This is a genomic window from Caballeronia sp. AZ7_KS35, from assembly GCF_023631045.1.
Classification (GTDB): domain Bacteria; phylum Pseudomonadota; class Gammaproteobacteria; order Burkholderiales; family Burkholderiaceae; genus Caballeronia; species Caballeronia zhejiangensis.
This window is the reverse complement of record NZ_JALQDV010000048.1, coordinates 417,493-439,955: the sequence shown is the minus strand read 5'-3', so window position 1 is coordinate 439,955 and position 22,463 is coordinate 417,493. Positions and strand designations below refer to the sequence as shown.

The 22,463-nt window shown below is 64.2% G+C and carries 21 protein-coding genes and 1 pseudogene; 14 read left to right on the top strand and 8 right to left on the bottom strand.

The genetic code is table 11. The features are described from left to right. Positions 1-104: 104 nt before the first annotated feature. The 5 genes from NCT05_RS31640 to NCT05_RS31620 all read right to left on the bottom strand — a co-directional run bounded on the left by NCT05_RS31640 (position 105) and on the right by NCT05_RS31620 (position 6,225). Entirely contained in the window at positions 105-968 is an 864-nt protein-coding gene (locus NCT05_RS31640) for a YkgJ family cysteine cluster protein (RefSeq protein ID WP_250503999.1), read from the bottom strand. Next, positions 965-1,753 carry a MetQ/NlpA family ABC transporter substrate-binding protein gene (locus NCT05_RS31635; protein ID WP_250437318.1) on the bottom strand — a complete coding sequence of 263 codons (789 nt, stop codon included), beginning with the start codon at positions 1,751-1,753 and terminating at the stop codon, positions 965-967. The genes NCT05_RS31640 and NCT05_RS31635 overlap by 4 nt, the downstream gene beginning before the upstream one ends. Continuing rightward, a complete protein-coding gene (locus NCT05_RS31630) occupies positions 1,753-2,793 on the bottom strand; it encodes a formylglycine-generating enzyme family protein (protein ID WP_250503998.1) in 1,041 nt (346 codons plus the stop codon). The genes NCT05_RS31635 and NCT05_RS31630 overlap by 1 nt, the downstream gene beginning before the upstream one ends. Before the next feature lie 7 nt (positions 2,794-2,800). Beyond that, positions 2,801-4,741, bottom strand: a complete 1,941-nt coding sequence (locus NCT05_RS31625; protein ID WP_250503997.1) for an arylsulfatase — start codon at positions 4,739-4,741, stop codon at positions 2,801-2,803. A 290-nt stretch (positions 4,742-5,031) separates the two neighbouring features. Further along, the gene (locus tag NCT05_RS31620; RefSeq protein WP_250503996.1) at positions 5,032-6,225 is read right to left on the bottom strand and encodes a porin; all 1,194 of its coding nucleotides are present in this window, start codon (positions 6,223-6,225) and stop codon (positions 5,032-5,034) included. A 288-nt stretch (positions 6,226-6,513) separates the two neighbouring features. On the opposite strand from NCT05_RS31620, the gene NCT05_RS31615 reads away from it, so the two are divergent. The 8 genes from NCT05_RS31615 to NCT05_RS31580 all read left to right on the top strand — a co-directional run bounded on the left by NCT05_RS31615 (position 6,514) and on the right by NCT05_RS31580 (position 13,718). Further along, entirely contained in the window at positions 6,514-6,981 is a 468-nt protein-coding gene (locus NCT05_RS31615; RefSeq protein ID WP_008346786.1) for a RidA family protein, read from the top strand. A 243-nt stretch (positions 6,982-7,224) separates the two neighbouring features. Further along, positions 7,225-8,445, top strand: coding sequence for a sulfite dehydrogenase (gene soxC, locus NCT05_RS31610; RefSeq protein ID WP_250504014.1), 1,221 nt, complete (start codon positions 7,225-7,227; stop codon positions 8,443-8,445). Positions 8,446-8,470: 25 nt separating this feature from the next. After that, the gene (locus tag NCT05_RS31605) at positions 8,471-9,064 is read left to right on the top strand and encodes a c-type cytochrome (protein ID WP_250479216.1); all 594 of its coding nucleotides are present in this window, start codon (positions 8,471-8,473) and stop codon (positions 9,062-9,064) included. A 141-nt stretch (positions 9,065-9,205) separates the two neighbouring features. After that, on the top strand, positions 9,206-9,427 hold the full coding sequence (locus NCT05_RS31600; RefSeq protein ID WP_033535802.1) for a DUF6566 family protein: 222 nt from the start codon (positions 9,206-9,208) through the stop codon (positions 9,425-9,427). A gap of 165 nt (positions 9,428-9,592) precedes the next feature. After that, positions 9,593-9,943, top strand: a complete 351-nt coding sequence (locus tag NCT05_RS31595; protein WP_033535827.1) for a DUF3088 domain-containing protein — start codon at positions 9,593-9,595, stop codon at positions 9,941-9,943. Positions 9,944-9,967: 24 nt separating this feature from the next. After that, a complete protein-coding gene (locus NCT05_RS31590; protein ID WP_008346780.1) occupies positions 9,968-11,296 on the top strand; it encodes an LLM class flavin-dependent oxidoreductase in 1,329 nt (442 codons plus the stop codon). Continuing rightward, entirely contained in the window at positions 11,296-12,249 is a 954-nt protein-coding gene (locus NCT05_RS31585; RefSeq protein ID WP_250437304.1) for an aliphatic sulfonate ABC transporter substrate-binding protein, read from the top strand. Before NCT05_RS31590 ends, NCT05_RS31585 begins: the two co-directional genes overlap by 1 nt. A 131-nt stretch (positions 12,250-12,380) precedes the next feature. Beyond that, on the top strand, positions 12,381-13,718 hold the full coding sequence (locus NCT05_RS31580) for an LLM class flavin-dependent oxidoreductase (RefSeq protein WP_250503995.1): 1,338 nt from the start codon (positions 12,381-12,383) through the stop codon (positions 13,716-13,718). A gap of 42 nt (positions 13,719-13,760) precedes the next feature. Here the strand turns inward: NCT05_RS31580 and NCT05_RS31575 are convergent, their stop codons facing one another. From NCT05_RS31575 to NCT05_RS31565, 3 genes are read right to left on the bottom strand one after another with little or no spacing between them, the layout of a single operon-like run. Further along, positions 13,761-14,201, bottom strand: a complete 441-nt coding sequence (locus tag NCT05_RS31575) for an OmpA family protein (protein ID WP_160172872.1) — start codon at positions 14,199-14,201, stop codon at positions 13,761-13,763. Further along, complete coding sequence (locus tag NCT05_RS31570) at positions 14,182-14,832, bottom strand: M35 family metalloendopeptidase (protein ID WP_175981589.1); 651 nt, start codon at positions 14,830-14,832, stop codon at positions 14,182-14,184. The genes NCT05_RS31575 and NCT05_RS31570 overlap by 20 nt, the downstream gene beginning before the upstream one ends. Beyond that, positions 14,832-15,380 carry a PAAR domain-containing protein gene (locus NCT05_RS31565; RefSeq protein WP_175981591.1) on the bottom strand — a complete coding sequence of 183 codons (549 nt, stop codon included), beginning with the start codon at positions 15,378-15,380 and terminating at the stop codon, positions 14,832-14,834. The genes NCT05_RS31570 and NCT05_RS31565 overlap by 1 nt, the downstream gene beginning before the upstream one ends. A gap of 165 nt (positions 15,381-15,545) precedes the next feature. Here NCT05_RS31565 and NCT05_RS31560 point away from each other — a divergent pair. From NCT05_RS31560 to NCT05_RS31535, 6 genes and pseudogenes are all read left to right on the top strand, one after another. Next, positions 15,546-15,734: pseudogene (locus tag NCT05_RS31560) on the top strand (IS5-like element ISCARN85 family transposase); the annotation flags it as partial. A 167-nt stretch (positions 15,735-15,901) separates the two neighbouring features. Further along, entirely contained in the window at positions 15,902-17,500 is a 1,599-nt protein-coding gene (locus NCT05_RS31555) for an ABC transporter substrate-binding protein (protein WP_250503994.1), read from the top strand. A 12-nt stretch (positions 17,501-17,512) separates the two neighbouring features. Beyond that, positions 17,513-18,493: an ABC transporter permease gene (locus NCT05_RS31550; RefSeq protein ID WP_250437299.1), complete on the top strand. Its 981-nt coding sequence runs from the start codon at positions 17,513-17,515 to the stop codon at positions 18,491-18,493. Between the two features lie 20 nt (positions 18,494-18,513). Continuing rightward, entirely contained in the window at positions 18,514-19,467 is a 954-nt protein-coding gene (locus NCT05_RS31545; protein WP_250503993.1) for an ABC transporter permease, read from the top strand. Between the two features lie 14 nt (positions 19,468-19,481). Next, the gene (locus tag NCT05_RS31540) at positions 19,482-21,170 is read left to right on the top strand and encodes an ABC transporter ATP-binding protein (RefSeq protein ID WP_250503992.1); all 1,689 of its coding nucleotides are present in this window, start codon (positions 19,482-19,484) and stop codon (positions 21,168-21,170) included. Positions 21,171-21,204: 34 nt separating this feature from the next. Then, complete coding sequence (locus tag NCT05_RS31535) at positions 21,205-22,407, top strand: acyl-CoA dehydrogenase family protein (protein ID WP_250503991.1); 1,203 nt, start codon at positions 21,205-21,207, stop codon at positions 22,405-22,407. Positions 22,408-22,463 lie beyond the last annotated feature (56 nt).

The window sequence follows — 22,463 nt, the reverse complement described above, 5'->3', positions numbered from 1 at the left end:
TTGACTCAATTTCTTTAGACGCACGTTGGACGGTCCGATTGCTGCGTAGCAAAAAGGCGGATTCGTATGCTGCCCGTCGGCACGAACGGCGCATTCGCCGAGCCTCAGAAGAGAAACCACGCCTCGGCGTCTTTCGCGAGCGGCGAGGCTGCGGTGCGTTCGGGCAGCGCGCGGAGATGCGCGCGTGCATGCTGAAGTGCATCGGAGAAACCGCGCAGTGTCTGCGTCGTCGGCCGGTCGTCGAGGCGGCGGCGTTGCACGGCCTGCGCGACGTTCCGGTGTATCAGCGCCGTCTGCGCATCGATATAGGCGATGCACGCGCGCGCGAGCGCCGTCGATAACGTGCCGATACCCATGAGCGCCGGCACGCTCGCAATGGTGCGATAACCGTCGGAAGGAAGCATCGCGAGCGCGCGGCGCGGATCGGCGAAATCGCGTCTCAGGACATCGAACAACGGCGCGGCCCATAGCTCGCGCTCGATGCCTAGCGCGTGCCGTCTGCGTTGCACGGCCGCCTTGGCCTCTTCATCCACGATCTCGCCAGCCTTGAGGAGCAACGCACCCGGATGCTCGCCCGGGCGGATGCATTGCGCGCCGATCCATCCCGCGCCATGCGAGCGCTGCGCAAGCACCGCATGTTGCAGGTGATCGGGCACGAGCGGGTCGAGCGGCACCGCGATGCACTGATCCGGCTTGCCCTTTGCATGAAGGCCGCACAACCCGTCATGCGCAAGCGCGGGACAGCGGCCGAGCGACGGGTAATCGAGCGCAAGCGTCGTGATGGTGATGGCACTGGCCTCATCGACGGGAAACGCGTGCAGTGGCGTGTCTGCGCCTCGCGGCATGCGTCCGAGCGCGATGCAGCCGACGAATACGTCGCGGTGTTCGAACAGTTCGCGTAGCGACATCGCCGGCGGACTGTTGCAGCATTTGCCGCACGCGGTGCAGTCGAACGTGTAGCTATTCACCAAGGCCGGCGCACGGAATCCTGATACTGCGTGAGGATGAAATGCGCGACGTCGTCGGAATGAAAGACACGAACGAGTCGCCCGACCCAGGCGGCCTTCGCGTCGCGCGTACGCACGGCGAGAACATGCTGATAAGGCGAGCGCGCATCTTCGATGCCGATGCTGTCGCGGCCCGGCTTCAGCTTGTTGCGCGCGGCGTCGTCGGCGTTCATCGCGACGAAGCTCGCCGTGTCGAGCGCTTCGTAGAGCTTCGCACGTTCCACCCGGCGGATCTTCAGACCGAAGCGATTGCCGGCGATATCCCCGAGCGTCGGATGAAGGCCCGCGCCGTCCTTCAGCGTGATGAGCGCATAGTTCTGCAGGAGGATCAATGCGCGCGCGGTGCCGGCGGCATCGGCCGGAACGGCGACGGTCGCGCCGCGCGGCAAGTAGGCGATCGATGCGAGCTTGCGCGAGTAGAGCGCCATCGGCAAGGTCACGGTCGCGGCGACGCTTTCGATCGCGTAGCCGTTGCGCGCGCTGCGGGCGGCGAGGCTGGCTTCGTCCTCGAAACTGGCGGCATCGATGGTACCGTTTGCGAGCGCGGCGTCGATGCGCGCGGCATCGTCGAAAGTCACGACGGCGAGCGGCAAGCCCTGCTTCGCGGCGACTTCACGCACATGCGCGACGATCGTCGCTTCCTCGCCCGGCATCACGCCGATGCGAACCGTCTGCTCCGCGGCATGCGCCGTCGTCACGAAGGAGGCTGCCAGAACCGCCCCCGCGAAAACGAATCGCGCGCGCATCAGCCGTCCCTCAGCACGGTGCGAAAGCCGATATGCGACGCGGGCAAATCCGCTTCCTGCTGCTCGCGCGACGACGCCCGGTAGCGCACGCAATAATCCTGCGCGCACAGGAACGAGCCGCCCTTGATGACCATGGCCGTGTCGTGCTTGCGCGCTGGGATCACCGCCGCCGTGTCGCCGTTCGAATGCGGCTGACGCGGACCGGTGTAAGGATCCTTCGTCCATTCCCATGCGTTGCCGATCATGTCGTACAGCCTGAAATCGTTCGCCGCATAGCAACCGACCGGCGCCAAACCCGCATGGCCGTCTTCGGCGGAGTCGAGCACGGGAAACACGCCTTGCCAGTAATTCGCCGATGGCTTGCCGCGCGCATCGCGCGGAGCGGCGTCGAGCTGCGCGCCTTCCCGCCCGGCCTTGCCCGCGTATTCCCACTCGGCCTCGCTCGGCAGATCGCGGCCGAGCCAGTGCGCGTAGGCGAGGGCGTCGGCGAGCGTCACCATCGTCACCGGACGATTTTCGTGCCCTTTCCATGTGCTCGACGATCCCGTGGGATGCTTCCACGACGCACCTTTCACCCACGACCACCACGCGAGATCGCGTGCGTTCATTTCTTCGCGCGTCGGGACATGGAACACGACAGCGCCGCCCTGACGCTCGGCTTCGGTCACATAGCCCGTCGCGTCGACGAAAGCGGCGAACTGCGCGTTGGTTACATCGGTCTGGTCGATCCAGAAGGCTCCGACCTTCGTCTTGCCATCGCCCACCGGGCGCTCGTCGTCATAACCCAGTGTGCTGCCGAAGACGAATTCGCCGCCGCGCAGGTGCACCATGCCCGCGCGCGGATCGTCGCGCCACTTGGCGGGAATGCCCGAATAGCGTTCGCATTGCTGCTCGGAGCCGAGCGGCGCCAGCGTGCGCGCGAGATTGCGCGGATCGAAGCCGTGCTCCGCGTTCACGGCGAGCGCCCCGCCGAAGCCCGCGCCGAACAACGCGAGCGTCACGGCGCCGGCGCCTGCAACGGATGTCCATCGACGACTCATCGCGCGCTCAGTAGTAGCCGCGCGGCCGCAGCGGTTCGACGCCGCCCACCGTGCTCATGTAGCTGTTCCACTGCTGCACGAGACTGTCGATGACGGACGGATTCTGCGCCGATACGTCGTTGTTCTCGCCGCGATCGGCCTGCAGGTCGAAGAGCTGCCAGTGACCGTCGGCGGGACCGGTCGGCGGCTCGGTCCAAAGCGCCTTCCAGCGGCCATCGGAGCTGCGCAGATAGCCGCGTCCATAGGCTTCGTCACCGAACGCGGCGGTGTGCACTTCCGCGGTGCCGTCGCCCTTGAGAATCGGGAGCAGCGACTGTCCGGTGACCGGATAGACGTAGCGGTTGTTATAGACCACCTTGCCCTTGTTCGAATCGACGCCCGTAAGCGTATTGATCGAAGCCGGCGCGGGCTGCGTCGGCGGCGTGATCTGTGCGACGGCGAGGAAGGTCGCGGTGTTGTCGGTGACGTGCGTGAAGGCGCGCAAGCTGGGCAACTGCGCCGTCTGTCCGGGCAAATGTGCGATGAGCGGTGTCGATACGCCGCCTTCGCCCGCGTAGCCCTTGGTGAAGCGGAACGGCGTCGCGCTGACTTCGGCCCAGCGCAGGCCGTATTGCAGACGCCGCGCGTTCTGCTGACCGTTGTCGGTGCCGAGCGTCGAATAGACCGCATCGGATGCGTTCGCGGTATCGGTCGCGGTCGGATCCGCGCCCGAGTCGATCGGCCAGCCTTCCGCGCCGTTATCGGACTGAAACAGGATGAACGTGTTGTCGTATTCGCCGATGTCTTTCAGATGCTGGATCAGCAGGCCGATGTTGTGATCGAGATTCTCGACCATGCCGGCATAGATTTCCATGTAGCGCGCTTGCGCCTTCTTCTCGGCGGCGGACAGGCTGTTCCACGACTTGTTGACCGTGCCGGGACCATAGTCGCTGTAGCCTTGCGCGGCGTTGTGCACGGCGCTGATGTATTTCGCGTTCGCGGTGCCATTGTTCGCCGTGGCGGGCGACGAGGTCAGCGTTTCCGGCGCGCCCTGATACGGATTGAAATCGGCGGGAATGATGCCGAGCGCCTTCTGCCGGGCAATCCGCGCATTGCGGATGACGTCGTAACCTGCGTCGTACTTGCCCGCATAGTTGTGCAAGTAAGGCTCGGGCACCTGCAAAGGCCAGTGCGGCGACGTGTAGGCTGCGTAGGCGAAGAAGGGCTTGCCGTCGCCCTTGTTCGAATCGATGTAGGAGATCAAGCGCTGCGTATAGAAGTCGGTCGAATAGAAGACGCTCGGACTGCCGCCTGCGCCGCCTGGCTGGCCGGGCTGTCCCGGCTGAACGTATTGACCGTCTTCCGTGTAGTTTTTCGAGCCTGCGGGTTCGTGCGCGAAGTGATTCGTCGCGGCGCCGCCGAGCAGCGCATAGCTATGCTCGAAGCCCCACTGATCCGGCGTTTGCCCGCCGCCTGTGGTGCTGCCTACGATTCCCGAGCCGATGTGCCACTTGCCCGCCATGTACGTGTGATAACCGCCATCCTTCAGCAACTGCGCGACCGAGAGCGCCCGGTCGTTCAGATAGCCTTCGTATCCCGGCAGGCCTTTGCGTTCGTCGGTTGGCGTGCCCATCGTGCCTTCGCCGACGAGATGGTGGTCGGTGCCTGAGATCAGCATGGCGCGCGTGATCGCGCAGACCGTGCCGGTGTGATGGTTCGTGAGGATGCGGCCCGATGCGACGAGCGCATCGAGATTCGGCGTGTTGATTTCGCCGCCGAACGCGTGGATATCCGAGTAGCCGAGATCGTCGGCCATGATGTACAGGATGTTCGGCCGTTTGGCGGCGGCGACCGGCGCGGTCGTCGGCGAGCTGTCGCTGGAAGAGCCGCACGATGCCAGCGCGAAGAGGCTGGCGACGGCGAGCGCAACGGCGGCGCGGCGGGTAGCGATCGAGCGGTGCAAGGTCATTGTCGTTATGGCGGTCCGTTGAAAGCGAGCGGCGATCTTAGCAACCGGCTCAAGGCCGCCAAAGATCGATTTCTGCTTTGCTTGTCGCCTTCAGAGATTTGAAAGAACCGCGATTGCGCGTCGCGCGAATGCGCTCGGCGACGCTCGAAGCACGAGGCTTCGAGCGTGTCTTCCGGATGCGCCCGATTCGTGTAAGCGCGTAGGGAAACGGTGTGAGCGCAGCGTATCGAGGGTGTCGTTCCGCGCTTTCGCCGCGGGATTTTCACCGGTTCGATGCGGTTCTTCGCAGCTCAGAAGCGCACGCGCACGCCGCCGAACGCCGCCACTTGCCGGTTCGTCGACGACGGCGTGCCCGCGTCGGCGATAGCCGCGATCTTCTGATAGCCGTTGCCGACGCGCGTCGAGGCATCGCCCGCCGCGAGCTGATAGACGCCGGAGACATAGAGGTCGGTGCGCTTCGACAATACATAGTCGACGCCGAGCGTGAACTGATGCCAGCGCGGCTTGAGTGTCGCGCCGCCGGTGCCGGGCAGACTGTTGGCGCGGCCATCGGTGAAGGTGTACACGCCGATCAGCGTCGTCGCCGGCGTAATGTTGTAGCGGCCGTTCACATCGTAGTTGTTGAACTTGCGCGACGAGCCATCGTTGTAGTCGAGCTGCGTGTGGCTCCATGCGAAGCCGACTGTCGCGACCGATCCGATCGCATAGTTGCCGCCCGCGACCGCCACTTGCTGCCGCGCGACGCCGCCGTTCAGGCCATAGAAGAAGGCGCCGCTGTAGTCGTCGCCGGACGTGGTCGATGCACCGCCGACCGCGCCGCTCGTGTTCGACGCGACATTCGGATGATCGAGCAGCAAATAGCCCGCGCCGAGTTGCAACGGCCCGCTGGCGTAGCTCGCCGATACGCCCCAAGCGCGGTTGTTGCCGAAGCCCGCGCCCGCGCCGTTGCTCGCCTGATTGCTGAACCCGTAGAGCGCATCGACAGTCACGCCCGCGAAGGTATCGCTCTTGAACTTCACGGCATTGTTGATGCGGAAGGTCTGATTCAGATTGTCGTTATCGCCGACGTGCGTGGCGGGCGACCAGAATCCCGGCCCCGCGAAGAGCGCGACGAGATCCGTGTTCGGATCGTACTGACGCCCGAGCGTCAGCGTGCCGATGCCCGTCTTCGCCACGCCCACATAAGCTTGCCGCCCGAATTCGCGTCCGCCTTGAGCGAGTGTGCCGTCGTTGACGCGATAGCCGCTCTCGAGCGTAAACAGCGCCTTGTAGCCGCCGCCCAGATCTTCGATGCCTTTGAGGCCCCAGCGGCTGCCGTTGAGCTTGCCGCTCGTCGCCTGCACGTTGGATGCGCCACGCTGATTGTTCGTATAGGCGAGGCCGGCGTCGATGATCCCGTACAAGGTGACGGAACTCTGTGCCTGAACGATGCCCGGAAGGGCGGCCAGTAAGCCAGCGGCGCCGGCGAGTGCGACTCGTTTCATTCGCTTCCTTAGGTATTAACCATGAGTTCGAGGAAGCCGGATACTACGGTCGTGCTTACCGAAGTCCAACAAAGGATTTTTCGTTTGTAATGGTCGGAGCGTCTGATTTGGATTCCGGATTACATCGGAGAAGCGATGCAGAAATCGCGAGCAGGCGCGCAACGAACACTTCGCGCCGCGCGAGGCCGGTCATATCGATATGAGGCTTCGTTGGTTAGCGCGCGGGCCGTTGCTGCATAACATAAGCGGCTGCGCGTGATGTCACGCATTCATACCGACAGGAGCACCATGAGCGCCGACGAAAGACTCGACCGTCTGATCGACCCCGAACGCACTTCGAGCAACCCGAAGGCGAACTATCGCAATGCCACCCGCTGGGGCGATCTCGTGTTCGTGTCGGGCAAGTCGGCGGGCGCCGCCATCGACGGTAAGCCGTCCAAAGGCAGGCTGGGTGACACGCTCACGCTCGAAGACGGCGTTTCGTTCGCACGCGAGGCGGCACTGGAACTGCTGCTCGTGCTGCGCGATGAACTCGGCTCGCTCGAACGCGTGAAGCAGGTGCTCGACGTGCAGGGCTTCGTGAACGCCGACGCCGCCTTCGAAGACCACGCGAAGGTGCTCGACGGCGCATCGGATCTGCTGGTCGAGGTTCTGGGCGATGCCGGCGTGCACGCGCGCTCGGTGTTCGGCGCCGTGTCGTTGCGCGGCGGGCAGCCGGTGATCCTGCGCGCCGTCGTCGGCGTGAGCGACTCATGATGTCATCGCATTCGCAGGAACGCGTTAGACGATGGCGCTTAAGCAACCCTTGTCATTTGCATAGTCGCAATCGCGATTGGGCATCCCGAAACCGCGACCTATAATCGGGCGCCCGACTGCCTGTCTTCTCTGCCCGACTCATCGAGCATGCCGAAAATCCCGCGTTTCTCATCGTTTTCCGCCACACGGCCCGGCGATCCCGCGAAGCCGGAGCAACACGCTCCCGCGTCGCCGCGACGCCGGATGCTGGGCGGCCTCGCGCTGTCGGCAGTCGTGGCGCCTCACGCGAATGCGGCGTCCGGACGCTTGCAGCCGCTCAGCGTCGAGCCGTGGACGCGCATGCCTGGCGCGCCGATTCTCGATCATCCCTATGGCCTGCCATCCCCGCGCGAATCCGAGGTCGTGCGTCGCGCGGCGCGTGCGTGGCCGGTGCCGGGAGCGGCTTCGTCGCTGACGCCGCTCGCCGATCTGCACGGCGCGATCACACCGAACGGGCTTGTCTACGAACGCCATCACGCCGGCGTGCCGGATATCGACCCGGACCAGCACCGGCTCGTGATTCATGGCCTCGTGCGCGAGCCGAAGCTCTTCACGATGGACGATTTGCTGCGGCTGCCTTCCGAGTCGCGCGTGCACTTTCTCGAATGTTCGGGCAACACCGCGAGCGAATGGAAAGGGCCGAGCGGGCTGCCCGTTCAGCTCACGCACGGGCTTCTGTCGTGCTGCGAGTGGACCGGCGTGCGGCTTTCGACGTTGATCGAGGCGGCCGGCGGGCTCGCTGCGAACGACGGCCACGCGCCGCGCTGGATTCTCGCGGAGGGCGCCGATGCAGCTGCGATGACGCGCAGCCTGCCGCTCGATCGCGTGCTGGATCGCGCGTTCGTCGTGTATGCGCAGAACGGCGAGCGGCTGCGGCCGGAGAACGGCTATCCGCTGCGGCTTCTGGTCCCCGGCTTCGAAGGCAACACCAACGTGAAGTGGCTGCGCAGGCTGAAGTTCGTCGACGCGCCGCTCGAAACGCGAGAGGAAACGTCGAAATACACGAACTTGCTGGCCGATGGTCGCGCGCGCCAGTTCGTGTTCGAGATGGATGCGAAATCGGTCATCACGCGGCCATCGCCCGGGCACAAGTTGACGACTCACGGTTACTACCCGATCGTGGGGCTCGCCTGGTCGGGACGCGGTGCGATCCGTCAGGTCGAAGTATCCGTCGATGGTGGCCGCTCATGGCAAGCGGCGCGGCTCGATGGCACGCCCGGCGATCGCGCGCTCACGCGCTTTCATGCGGGATGGGTGTGGAACGGTGAACCGGCCACGATCCTCTCGCGGGCAACGGATTCGACCGGATACATCCAGCCGACGCGCGAGGCGCTCGTCGCCGCGCGCGGGCTGAACTCGAACTACCACTACAACGGCATTCAGCAATGGCGCGTCGACGCCGATGGCAGCGTGAAAAATGCATAGGGAATCAACTCGACAACTTCGCGCCGTGCGCCCGCTGATCGTGGGTCTGACGGCGCTGTGTCTTACCGCCTGCTCGGGGCCGTGGCTAGACGGGCGCGCGTCGCAGGCCGGGTTGGACGATGCAACGCATCGCGCGGCTGTCGGCACGATCGGCACGATCGGCACGATCGGCACGCCCGTGAGCGCGGCGGACATCGCCGCGTGGAACATCGATGTCGCGCCTGACGGTCGCGGCCTGCCCGCGGGCAGCGGCGACGTGGTGACCGGTGCGCGGATCTTCGCGGCCAAGTGCGCCTCGTGTCACGGCGCGAAAGGCGAGGGCGTGCTGGGCGACCGGCTGATCGGCGGGCGTGGCACGCTCGCGAGCGAGAAGCCGGTGCGCACGGTCGGAAGCTACTGGCCATACGCGACGACACTGTTCGATTACATTCGCCGCGCGATGCCCTATAACGCGCCGCAATCGCTGAGCGCGGACGAGGTGTATGCCGTGAGCGCGTGGATCCTGAATCAGAACGGCATCGTTCCCGACGACGCCCGCCTCGATGCGCATTCGCTTGCCGCCATCCGCATGCCGAATCGCGATGGATTCGTTCCGGACCCGCGACCGGGACGCCTTTGAGCTGCGTAGCATGACGTAATGACGAATCGATGCGGCCGGTGATTTGCAAACGTAAAAGGATTGGTTGGCCATGCGTTCGTCGGCCCCTAGCATGAAGCGGTTCGGGCAATGTTGCCTGAATTTGCCGCGAGGACTCGCTCCATGCAATACAAAGGTTATGAGGTTGCACCCTCCGCTCAGGCCATGCCGAGCGGCTTGTATGCGGCCAACCTGACGATCGAACATCGCCGGTACGCGCACGGTGCAAGCTTCACTTTCGATGCGCTCGATTACTTCTTCGAGCGCGATCATGCGATCGCCTATGCGGCACGCTGGGCGCGGCTGTGGATCGATCAGCGCAGCGCGCGCAAGAAGCGCGGATAACGTCGACGAAGCATCGGATAGCCGCATGAGCTGTCGGTCCGGAAGGCGCCCGCGATCCGTCTTTCGTCATGCGCGCCGCAGATTTGGTTAGCAGATCCAATTCGTTCCAATCTCCGCGCGGGATGGTTACGCTGTGACGGCTCTCAACCACGCATGACGCCGACCATGACCCAACGCGATCTACTCATTCTGCTGGAACCGGGCTTCACCGATCCGAAGCGCCCGGGCGAAGTGTTCATCTGCCCGGACGGTGCGCCGATCGAAGGTCTGCTCGCAAGCGATCCGGCGCGCAACGCGCGCCTCGATATCCGCCGCGTGCCCTTCGAGCGTCCCCGCAAGGCCGCGGTCGAAGCACTGAGCGAGGCGCATCAAAGTCTGCCGGTGCTGGTGCTGGGCGATGCGTACCCCGCGCCGTCCGACGCGCAAACCGTCGGCGAGAAACGCTTCGTCACCGATACGCGCCGCATTCTCGCGTTGCTCGCCGAGCGCCACGGTTTTCCCAAAGTGCATGACTGATCCGGCAAACGAGACTATTCGCTCATGCCCCGACCTATACATCTGAATCTCTTCGTTCACGGACGCGGCCATCATGAAGCAGGCTGGCGTCATTCCGGCGCGACGCGCCAGGCGCTGACCGATATCGACTATTTTCGCGATCTCGCCGTCAGGGCGGAGCAAAGCCTGTTCGATTCCGTGTTTTTCGCCGATGCCCTCGCGCTCGGCGATGGCGCGCAATTCGTCGCGTCCGGCGCGCTCGAACCGATCACCACGCTCGCGGCGCTTTCGCAGGCGACTTCGCGCATCGGGCTGATCGCGACGGCATCGACCACGTACACCGAGCCGTTCAATCTCGCGCGTCAGTTCGCTTCGCTGGATCACATTTCGCGCGGGCGCATCGGCTGGAACATCGTGACCTCGTGGGTCGGCGGCGCGGGGCCGAACTTCGGCTACGAGCAGCAGATCGAGCATGCTGAGCGCTACGCACGCGCGCACGAGTTTCTCGAAGTCGTCACGCAACTGTGGGATAGCTGGGCTGATGACGCCATCATCGATGACGCGTCGAGCGGACGCTTTCTCGATCCGGCGCGCGTGCGCAAGATCGGCTATCGCGGGAAGTTTCATCGCGTGGCGGGGCCGCTGAATCTGCCGCGCCCGCCACAGGGGCATCCGGTGCTGGTGCAGGCGGGCTCGTCGGCGACGGGCAAGGCGTTCGCCGCGCGCCATGCGGAAGCCGTCTTCACCGCGCATCTGACGAAGCAATCCGCGATCGACTTTTATGCCGAGCTCAAGGCGGGCGCGAGGGCCGCGGGCCGCTCGGAGCAGGACATCGTGATCCTGCCGGGCATCAGCGCGGCGATCGGTTCGACCGAAGCGGAAGCCAGCGCTCTGCTCGACGAACTCGACTCGATCACCGATGTCAGCGTGGGACTCGGCCGCCTGTCGAACCGCTTCGGCGGCTACGATTTCTCGACGCTGCCGCTCGATCAGCCGCTGTCCGTCGATGACTTTCCGGACCCGTCGACGGTGCAGGCCGCGCAAAGCCGCGCGGCCGTCATCACGCAACTGGTGGCGCGCGAGCGTCCGACCTTGCGCAGCCTGTTGAGGAAGCTCGCGGCGGCGCGCGGGCATTTCACGCTGTCCGGCACGCCCGAACAGATTGCAGATGTCATTGCCGACTGGACCGAAAGCCGTGCCGCCGATGGCTTCAACGTGATGCCGCCCGTACTGCCCGCGCAGCTCGAGCACTTCACCGAGCATGTCGTGCCGATTCTGCAAAGGCGCGGCCTGTTCCGGCGCGAGTACGAAGCCGCCACGCTGCGCGGTCACTACGGTCTCGCACGTCCCGCCAATCCTTATTTCAAGTCTTGATGCCGATCCGATTCCTGAAATCCATCATCGCCGCCGGTTGCTTCGCCGCCGCGTTTGCCGCGCACGCTGACGAGGGCTATCCCGCGCAGATCAACATCGGAATCCAGAAGGGCGACGGTCTCGTCGCGCTGCGGGCATCGGGCAAGCTGGAGCAGGCTTTCGCTTCGCATCACGTCAAGGTTTCGTGGCACGAGTTCGTGTATGGCGCGCCGCTCGTCGAAGCCATCAATGCGGGCGACGTCGATGTAGGCACGGTCGGCTCGACGCCGCCGATCATGGCGCAGGCGGGCGCGGCGCCATCGGTCGTGTATGTGGCGTATGCGCCGAGACTCGTCAAAAGCTATGCGATCGTCGTGCCGAAGGATTCGCCCGTGAAGGACCTGCGCGATCTGAAGGGCAGAAAGATCGCCTTCGCCAAGGGCTCGCAAGGGCACCTGTTCGTGCTGAAGGCGATGCAGGATGCCCACATGGACCCGAACGCCGCGCAGTTCACGTACCTGTCCTATGGCGATGCGCGCTCGGCGTTCGAGCGCGGCTTCATCGATGCGTGGGCCGTGCCCGATCCGCGTTACGCGGACACCGAACTGACCACCGGCGCGCGGACCATTCTCACCATCGGGGATCTGTCGGTGCCGCAATACGGCTTCTATATCGCGACGCGCGACTTCGCGCAAAAGTATCCCGCCGCGCTGCGTCTGCTGTTCGATCAGCTTGCACGTCAGACGAACGACAGCCTCGCGCATCCGCAGGATACGGCGCGCTTTCTGTCCGCCAATACGGGCGTGCCGCTCGCCGTATGGAACCGGGCGATCTCCCGCCTGGAGTGGGGCGCGAGCTATCCGATTCCCGACGACGTCCTTAGCGCGCAGCAGGACTCGGCGAATCTGGCTTTCGATACGAAGGTGATTCCGCGCCGCATCGATGTGCGCCAGGCGGTGTTGCAGATCAGGTAAGGATCGACGCGCGCGCTACGCAAGCCTTATCCGTTTAGCGCCGCTTTTCATATGCTTCGTCGAATTCGTTCGTGGCGTCGTTCGCGTCGCCCGTACAAGATGGAGAGTTATCCCTTTCTGTGGAGCTTTCCATGAGCGGCGATGCCCCGCGCCAACTGCATCTGAACATCAACGCGCTTCATTCCGGATTCGTGCCGTCGGCATGGCGTCTGCCGGATTCGGATCCGAACGTATTCCTCGACGTGAGCCACTATGTGCGCCTGGCGCAGCTGGCGGAACGCGCGTGTCTCGATGCAATCTTTCTCGCCGATAGCGCCGCGATCTCCGATCAGCTCGACATGCGCCCCATCACGGCGCTCGAACCGACAATGCTCCTCACGAGCATTGCAGCCGCGACCACGCATCTTGGGCTGATCGCGACGGCATCGACGAGTTACAACGAGCCGTATAACATCGCACGCCGATTCGCGACGCTCGATCTGATCAGCGGCGGGCGCGCGGGCTGGAACATCGTGACGACCGCGGACCTGCCGTCTGCGCGCAACTTCGGTCACGACACGGTCCCCGCCCATGCAACGCGCTATGCACGCGCGGACGAGTTCGCGGCGCTCGTCAAGACGCTGTGGAATAGCTGGGATGACGACGCATTCATCGCGGACAAATCGAGCGGGCGCTTCGTCGATCTCGACAAGGTGCATCCGGCCGATCATCGTGGGCGATTCTTCAGCGTGCGCGGCGCGCTGAATCTGCCGCGCTCGGCACAGGGTCATCCGGTTCTGGTGCAGGCGGGCGCATCGGGCGACGGACGCGAGCTTGCCGCGCGTCACGCGGAAGCGGTGTTTTCGGCCTCGCAATCGTTCGATGAATCGCGTGCATATCGCGAAGATCTCAACGCGCGCGCGGCGCGTTACGGACGCGGCGCGAACGCGGTGAAAGTGCTCGCGGGACTGACGACGATCATCGGTTCGACGGAAAGCGAGGCGCTGCGACGCCGTGACGAACTCGTCGATCTGATTCCGGTGCAGTACAGCCTGAACCGCATCGCTGGCACGCTCGGCGTGCCCGTCGATTCGCTTTCGCTCGACAGGCGTTTGCCCGACGACTTGCCGCTGCCCAATGGCGGCAACGGCAATCACACGTTCTTCAACGCGACGCTCGCGCAGGCGCGCACGCATGGCTACACGGTGCGCGAGCTCATCCGTGCGCTGGCGGGCGGCGGCGGACATCGCGTGATCGTCGGCACGCCCGAGCAAGTCGCGGATGACATCGAGCACTGGTTCAGGAACGGCGCCGCCGACGGCTTCAATCTGATGCCCGACGTGCTGCCCGATGGTCTCGAAGCCTTCACGGAAGGCGTCGTGCCGATACTTCAGCGGCGCGGCATTTTCCGTCGCGCGTATGAGGGCAAGACCTTGCGCAGCCATCTGGGGTTGTCGGTGCCCGAGGGCGCGGTGCTCGACATGCATTAGGCGGGTGGTGGGGGAGCGGTGCGCGTGGCGTAGCGATCGCCTCTAGCGCGTGCAACAGTTGTTCGGGCATCCGGGACCGAACGTGATTTCCACCCGCTGCCCACCCGGCTCGGAAAACCTTCGTGGCTCACGCACGGTATAAACGCGCCCAGTTACCCACAAATGCGAACTTTGTAAGCCGAACTGCTGCATGGCGCTCCACACCTTTTGGGCACGCTGTTCTGCCAGCTTCCTCGGCATAACCTCGATTGATTCCGCGAGGCCGACCACTTGAATAACGTCCGCGTATTCAAACTTTCGCATTTCTGCGGACCATGCCGAGAGCCGTGCCAATTCCTTGACACTGAGCGACGCAGAATTTCGCGCGAAGAGAACATCGATATTTTCTCCACGTTGATTCTGTGGGCCATCACAGGCCAGTGCTGAACCGAACCACGCGAGCAAGAGCGCCGGAATCAGGAGCTTAATTTTCAGAAAAGACACAGTACCCCGCCACGCTGTCAGCATTCACTATTGCAAGATCCGGATGCGCCTGCCCCCATTCCTTTAGCCTGAAAGTTATCGTGTACTGAGGGTCGCCCGTTGCCATCGTGTCGAGAAAATGAGTCGCCTCATGAATGATAGTTGATGCCTGCGAGTCACCTGTGCCGCTCCACGGCCGCATCGTGCAAAAGTTCAGATCGATTGCCATTGTGTGCGTGGCGGTATCCGGGGCGCATACGTGCGCCGCAACGCCATCCGTGCGTGAGTTCGGAAGGCAGCCTGTTGCATGGTCTGCTTCGCTCCCACTTCGCACTACGTTTTCGGGCCCGAAGCCGCGCACTACCTCAAGGACTTTCGTGAGTCCATCTCGAAGCCGCCTATGAGTGGCCTCGTCGTTGCGGCCGAACCATCGCCATACACGAGCCTTTTCGCTGGCGCTCCAGACATCTAACGCAGCCAGGCGCATTTCAATCTTCTGAACTGCTTCGTCCTGCGCCGCAGCGAACATCTTTCTGAATTCCGCATTCGTCATATTCGGGCAAATGCGCTCCGTGTTGACATACACATCCACGGACGAACCCTCGACCGTGTTAGTCATCGACGAATGAACTTCGAAGAACTCCTTTGCCATTACTTCACATCCTCCACCGCGACCGTCACACGCTCGGCCGCATTGGTCCTGATGCGTTGCGTCCTGCCGGCTGCGTCGGTCACGCCCTCGATGAGCGTTCCGCTTTCGCCAATCAGGCGATACGCCACGTTAGAGAGTGGCTTGCCGTTCATCTTGCTGCGAAGAACGTACGCTTCATCGAACACGGACGCCAAAGGCGCGGCAGCGATGTTGTCACTTCCAGTCGCGCAATGACGGATGGCCCCGAGACTCTCGACAAGATCTTCGTACCAAGCTTCCCCCGCGAGTCTTGCGAAGATGCGCGGATGGTCCGGACAGTCGCATATGACGACATCATTTTCTAGCGCTATCTCGCTTGCACCTAACGTCATGCGGCGCGGACCGCCTTCCTTCGCGATATAGCCGGTTGTCTTGCAGACGGGACAATATGCGGCACCGTTGATAAGCGCGGCTTGATGGCCGCTCAACGTGAAAAAGGGCCCTTTGTAATCGCAAATCTCACCGTTGTTACTTAGCTTATCGCCGACCACAGCAAACCGGCGCATCATGATTGGGCCCTGCTACCTGTTTGGTTATTCTTGCTTTTTGGCATATGTTTTCAGGCTTTTGGAAAGACGCCACTCGGTTGAAGTAGTGACGTCAGCATACGAACTCGTTGGAAAAGTTCAACGGGATGCTGGTAAAAAAATCTTCGAATCTACAAACTTCAACGTATTGCTCCGTTAAGCACGCGCGTCGAGCCTTGGTAGTACGACCGGATAATGTACGAACGTCGCAACGAAGTGGCGCGGCTGTTCCGTCGGTTGAAGGGCTTTCGTCGGATTTTCTCGTGCTTCGACAAAGTCATTCTGATGTTCATCGGCTTTATCAACTTCGCCCTCATCGTGGAAACACTTCGATAGTGTGAACACGCCTCTCGGCATTGCACCCGACGTCACATGCTTTTCGCGTCGCCATGCTTTCCATATGCATAACCGTTCGTTCACGCGCGCGCGCTGCCGTTTTATCGTGATCGCCGCGGCGCGTCATATTCGGCCGTCGAACAACGAACAGAGAGGAATGGCATCACATGGCAGGCTTCAACCGACGCGATTTTCTGGTCTCATCAGGCGCGGCGCTCGCGTCCGCCGGCCTGTCTTCGCTCGCCTTCGCGCAGGAAGCGGCACCCAGGCGTGGCGGCACGCTCAACATGTTGATCAATCCCGAGCCGCCCGTGCTCGTATCGATCTTCCAGACGACGGGCCCCGCGCTCGTCGCGAGTTCGAAGGTGCTCGAAGGCCTGCTCGCCTATGACTTCGATCTGAAGCCGAAGGCGCAGCTCGCGACCGCGTGGAACGTGAGCCCGGACGGTCTCAAGTACACGTTCACGCTGCGCCAGAACGTGAAGTGGCACGACGGCGAGCCTTTCACATCGGCGGATGTGGCGTTTTCCATCGACTTGTTGAAGTCGATCCATCCGCGCGGGCGCAGCACCTTCGCCAACGTGACGCGCGTATCGACGCCCGATGCGCGCACCGCGATCATCGAATTGTCGAAGCCCGCGCCGTATCTGCTGAAGGCGCTGTCGGCGGGCGAATCGCCGATCGTGCCGAAGCATCTCTACGCGAACGGCGATCCGCTGACGAACCCGCATAACAACGCGCCCATCGGCACCGGGCCGTTCCGCTTCAAGTCGTGGACGCGGGGCGCGAGCATCGTCTACGAGCGCAATCCGGATTACTGGGACGCGGGCAAGCCGTATATCGATTCGCTCGTGTTCAAAGTGATTCCCGATGCCGCCGCGCGCTCCGCCGCGTTCGAAACCGGCGCGCTCGATCTCGGCGGCGAGAATCCGGTGCCGCTTTCGGATCTGCCGCGTCTCACGCAATTGCCGCAGCTCGCCGTGGAAACGCGCGGTTATCGCTTTCTGGAACCGCTCTCGGAGATCGATTTCAATCTCGCGCATCCGATCCTGAAGGACGTGCGCGTGCGTCAGGCGATCGCCCATGCGATCAATCCGCAGATCGTGCAGAAGACGATCGCCTACGGTTACGCCGACATTTCTCCGACGCCGATCACGCCCGCCTCGCCGTATCACGACGGGAAGCTCGCGCCTTACGCATTCGATATCGCGAACGCGGAAAAGCTGCTCGATGCCGCGGGTTATCCGCGCAAGAACGGCGGCCCGCGCTTCCAGTTGACGCACGATTTCCTGCCTTATGGCGACATGTACCGGCGTCAGGCCGATTACGTGAAGTCGGCGCTCGCGCGTGTGGGCATCGACGTGACCGTGCGTTCGCAGGATCTGCCTTCGTTCCTCAAGCGCGTGTATGCGGACCGTCAGTTCGACTTCACGAGCATCGGCGTGAATACGTTGTTCGATCCGAGCGTGGGCGTGCAGCGTCTCTACTGGTCGAAGAACATCCGGCCCGGCGTGCCGTTCTCGAACGCGCCGCACTACAGCAATGCGGAAGTCGATACGCTGCTCGAATCGGCATCGATCGAAACGGATGAGAAGAAGCGCGTGGCGCTCTATCAGCAGTTTCAGCAAATCGTGTATCGCGACCTGCCGATCCTGAATCTCGTTGCGCCGCGCTTGGTCACGCTCGCGAACCGGCGCGTGCGCAATCACACGGTGTCGGCGCAGGGGCTGGAAGGCAATCTCGCCGATGTGTGGCTGAGCGCCTGAGGACGGACGCCGATGAACCGACGCACGCGCTTCGCCGCCATCGCGCGGCGCACCGCATGGCAGGCCCTGCCGACGATGCTCGCCATCGTGGTCCTGAACTTCTTCCTGCTGAAGCTGATGCCCGGCGACGCCGCCGATGTGCTCGCGGGCGAAGCGGGCTCCGCGACCGCCGAAACGCTGCAGGCATTGCGCGCGAAGTTCGGCCTCGATCAGCCGGTGCTGCATCAGCTCGGCGCGTATCTGTCGCATCTCGCGCACGGCAGTCTCGGCTATTCGCCGCGTTACGACGCGCCCGTCATGCAGCTGATTCTGTCGCGGCTGCCGAACACCTTGCTGCTGATGGGCACGGCGCTCGCCCTCGCGATCGTCGCGGGCATCGTGCTCGGCGCGGTCATGGCGCATTGGGCGGGCAAGTGGCCGGATCGCGTGCTGTCCGTGCTCGCGCTCGTGCTGTATTCGACGCCCGGCTTCTGGATCGGCCTGCTCGCCATCGTGCTGTTCTCGGTGCATCTCGGCTGGCTGCCGAGCGGCGGCGATATCACCGTCGGCGCGTCCTTGCACGGCTTCGCGTATGCCGCCGATGTCGCGAAACATGTGCTGCTGCCGGCCGTGACGCTCGCGACTTTCTTCGTCGCCATCTACGCGCGTCTCACGCGCGCCGCGATGCTCGAAGTGAAGCGCCAGGACTTCGTGCGTACCGCGCACGCGAAGGGGCTGCATCCGCTGCGCGTCACCGTGCGTCATGTGCTGCGCAACGCGCTGATGCCGCTCACGACGATGGTCGGCATTCACTTCGGCACGCTGCTCGGCGGCGCGGCCGTCACGGAAACCGTGTTCAGTTGGCCGGGCCTCGGGCGTCTTGCGCTCGATGCCGTCATGGCGCGCGATTTCAGCGTGCTGCTCGGCGTGTTGCTGCTTTCGTCGCTGCTCGTGATCGTCGCCAACGTGACGGTCGATCTGCTGCAGGCGTGGCTCGATCCACGCATCGTCTGACTCATCGAACCTGAAAACGCATGGCTTCCGATTCCACCGAACTCGCTTCATCCGGCCACGGCTCGGCGTGGCGGCGCCAGCTCGCCGGTGCGCTATTCGGCGCGCGGCGCGCTCAACGTGCGCCTTACGCTCGCGCCTCGCGCGGCGTGTGGCGCGCGCTGCTGCGCAATCCGTCCGCGCTCGCGGGCATCGTGCTGCTGACTGCGTTCATCGCGCTTGCGCTGAGTGCGCCGTATCTTTTTCCCGGCGATCCGCTCGATATGGTCGCCGCGCCCTTCGAATGGCCGGGCAGCGACCCGCTGTATCGCCTCGGCACCGATTCGCTCGGCCGCGATGTCGCCGCCGGCATCGCGCACGGCACACGCGTGTCGCTGGTGATCGGCGCATCGGCGGCGGCGATCGGGCTCGTCATCGGCACGCTCGTCGGCGCGATCGGCGGCTTCTTCGGCGGCGTCATCGACGATCTTCTCGTGCGCGTCACCGAGCTGTTTCAAACCGTGCCGTCGTTTCTGCTCGTGATCGTGATCGTCGCGATAGGGCGGCCGAACGTGACGGTGATCGCGCTGGCCATCGGCATCGCTTCGTGGCCGACGGTCGCGCGTATCGTGCGCGCCGAGTTCCGCACGCTGCGTTCGTCGGACTTCGTGCTCGCCGCGCGCAGTCAGGGCTTTTCCGACGCGCGCATCATCTTCGGCGAGATCTTGCCGAACGCACTGCCGCCGGTGATCGTGACCGCATCGGTGATGGTCGCGAGCGCGATCCTGATCGAGTCTTCGCTGTCGTTTCTGGGCATGGGCGACCCGAACGTCGTCACATGGGGCGGCATGATCGGCGCGGGGCGCGATTCCTTGCGCACCGCGTGGTATCTGACCGCCGTGCCGGGCGCGGCGATCGTGCTCGCGGTGCTCGCGCTCAATCTGCTCGGCGACGGCCTCAACGACGCACTCAACCCGCGCATGCGCGAACGTTCCTGACCCGAGACCTGTCCGTGGCGAATCTTCTTGAAGTGCGCGATCTGCGCGTGAGTTTCGGCGCGCATCGCGCGGTGCGCGGCATCGATCTGGACATAGCCGAAGGCGAGACGCTCGCGCTCGTCGGCGAGTCCGGCTGCGGCAAATCGGCGACCGCGCTGTCGCTCATGCGGCTCGTGCCGGAGCCGGGCCGCGTGACGGGCAGCGTCCGCTTCGACGGACGCGACGTGCTCGCGCTGAGCCCGCGTGAAATGCGCGATGTGCGCGGCCGCGACATCTCGATGATCTTTCAGGAGCCGATGACATCGCTCAATCCGGTGCTCACGGTCGGCGCGCAGATCGTCGAGACCTTGCGACGGCACGAAGCGCTGTCGAAGCCAGCGGCGATGAAGCGCGCCGTCGAACTGCTCGATCTCGTGCGTATTCCGGAGCCGCATCGACGCGTCTTCGACTATCCGCACGAGCTGTCGGGCGGGCAGCGCCAGCGCGTGATGATCGCGATGGCCGTCGCATGCCGTCCGCGTCTGCTGATCGCGGATGAACCGACCACCGCGCTCGACGTCACGATTCAGGCGCGCATTCTCGAACTGCTTGCCGAATTGCGGCGCGATCTGTCGATGTCGCTGCTGCTCATCACGCACGATCTCGGCGTCGTCGCCGAACATGCGGATCGCGTCGCCGTGATGCTCGCGGGCGAAAAGGTCGAGGAAGCGCCGGTGCGTCAACTCTTCGAGCGGCCGCGGCATGCGTACACGCGCGGGCTGCTGGGCGCATCGCTGAACGTGGCGACGGAGTTGCATTACCGCGACTGGAAGCTGCCGGAGATTCGTCACGTGCAAGGCGCCGATGACAAGCCCGCGTTCAACGTGACGCCGCTTGCGCCCGTCAGCGCGCCGGAAACGCGATTCGACAACGACGCGCCGCTGCTCTCGGTGCAACATCTGACGGTCGATTATGTGCATCGGCATGGCAGGGGCGCGTTGCGCGCCGTCGACGACGTGTCCTTCGATATCGCGCGCGGCGAAACCGTGGGTCTCGTCGGCGAATCCGGCTGCGGCAAGTCGACCCTTTCGAAAGCGATCCTGCGTCTCGTGCCGGCGTCGGGTGGCGCGATCCGCCTGCGCGGCGTCGATCTCGCGCCCCTGAGCGAACGCGCGTTGCGCCCGCTGCGGGCGCAGGTGCAGATGGTGTTTCAAGACCCGTATGCGTCGCTGAATCCACGCCGCAGCGTCGGCGACATCCTCGATACGGTGATGATCGTGAACGGCATCGCGGATGCCCGCGAACGCCGCCGACGCGCAAGCGCGATGCTCGATCGCGTCGGTTTGCCGAGCGCCGCGCTTGATCGCTATCCGCACGAGTTTTCGGGCGGTCAGCGGCAGCGCATCGGCATTGCGCGCGCGCTCGTGCTCGAGCCCGCGCTGCTGATCTGCGACGAACCCGTCTCCGCGCTCGATGTGTCCATTCAGGCGCAGATACTCAATCTGCTCGTCGAGCTGAAACACGACCTCGGGCTCGCTTATCTCTTCATCTCGCACGATCTCTCGGTGGTGCGCTATATCGCCGACCGCGTCCATGTGATGCATGGCGGGCGCATCGTCGAAAGCGGCGATCATCGCGAGATATGGCGCGCGCCGAAGCATGCGTACACGCGCACGCTGCTCGAAGCGATTCCCGGCAAACGATTCGACGCGCAGGCCGCGTAGAGCACGCATCAATACCATAGGAACGTCACGTCATATGTCGAATAAAAATCAGAAACTCGAAGCCGCGCTCGCCGCGCTGCCTGAACTGGCACAGGCCATCGGCGAAGATGCGGCCGCGCGCGAGGCGCGCCGCGAACTGCCGTTCGATGCCTTTGCGCTGTTTCGTCGATCGGGCCTCGGGACGTTGCGCTTTCCGCTCGAATGGGGCGGACTCGGCGGCTCGCTCGAAGACGTCTTCGACGTGATCGCAACGCTTGCCGCGCACGAAAGCAACGTCGCGCACGCGTTGCGCATTCACTTCGACCAGACCGAAGCGCTGCTGCTTGCGCCGCGCACGCCGTTCAATGCATTGCAGATCAAGCGCGTGGCGGAAGGCGCGATCTTCGGCGGCGCATCGACCGAAGCGGGCACGTCGCGCCCCGGCGAAATCACGACGCAACTTCGGCGCGAAGGCGATCACTTTCGTCTGAGCGGCCGCAAGTACTACGCGACGGGCACCGCGTTCTCCGACTACGCGCGCCTGAACGTGCAGGACGAACACGGCGAGGCCGCCATAGCCATCGTGCCGGTTCAACGCGAGGGGCTGCGCGTGCTCGACGACTGGGACGGCATGGGGCAGCGCATGACCGCGAGCGGCAGTCTCGAGTTCGACGATCTGATCGTGTACGCGGACGAAGTCACGCCGCGCGTGCAGACGACGCTCACGGGCCGTCACGGTGGCGCGCTGCGTCAGTTGCATCTGGTGGCGGTGGCGGCGGGCATCGTACGCAACGTCGTCGCGGATGCGGAGCGCTATGTGCTGAAACACGGACGCCCCGTGCTGCATAGCGCGGCGCCGTCGGCGCGCGAGGATGCGTTCATTCAGCAGGTCGTGGGCGAATTGAGCGCGAACAGTCACGCGATCGATGCGCTCGTGCGCGACAACGCGCGCGTGCTCGAACGATCGTCGCAAGCAATTCGCAACGGCGATGCCGGCGCCGACGCGCTCGTGCTGGAAGGCGCGCTCGCGACGGCGCGCACGCAGATCGTCGTCAGCAAGCTCGCGTTGAGCGCGGCGGAGCGCATGTTCGAAGCGGGCGGCGCATCGGCGACGGCGCGCGCGCATAACTTCGATCGCCACTGGCGCAATCTGCGCACGATCTTCAGCCACAATCCGCTGATGCATAAGGCGCGCGTGATCGGCGATTACGCGCTCAACGGCGTGACGACGCATCTGACCGAAGGGCGCGTGTTCTGACGTCTTGCGCGGATCGCTACACGATGCCGCGCCTTTCAGGCGCGGCGCGCGAGGCA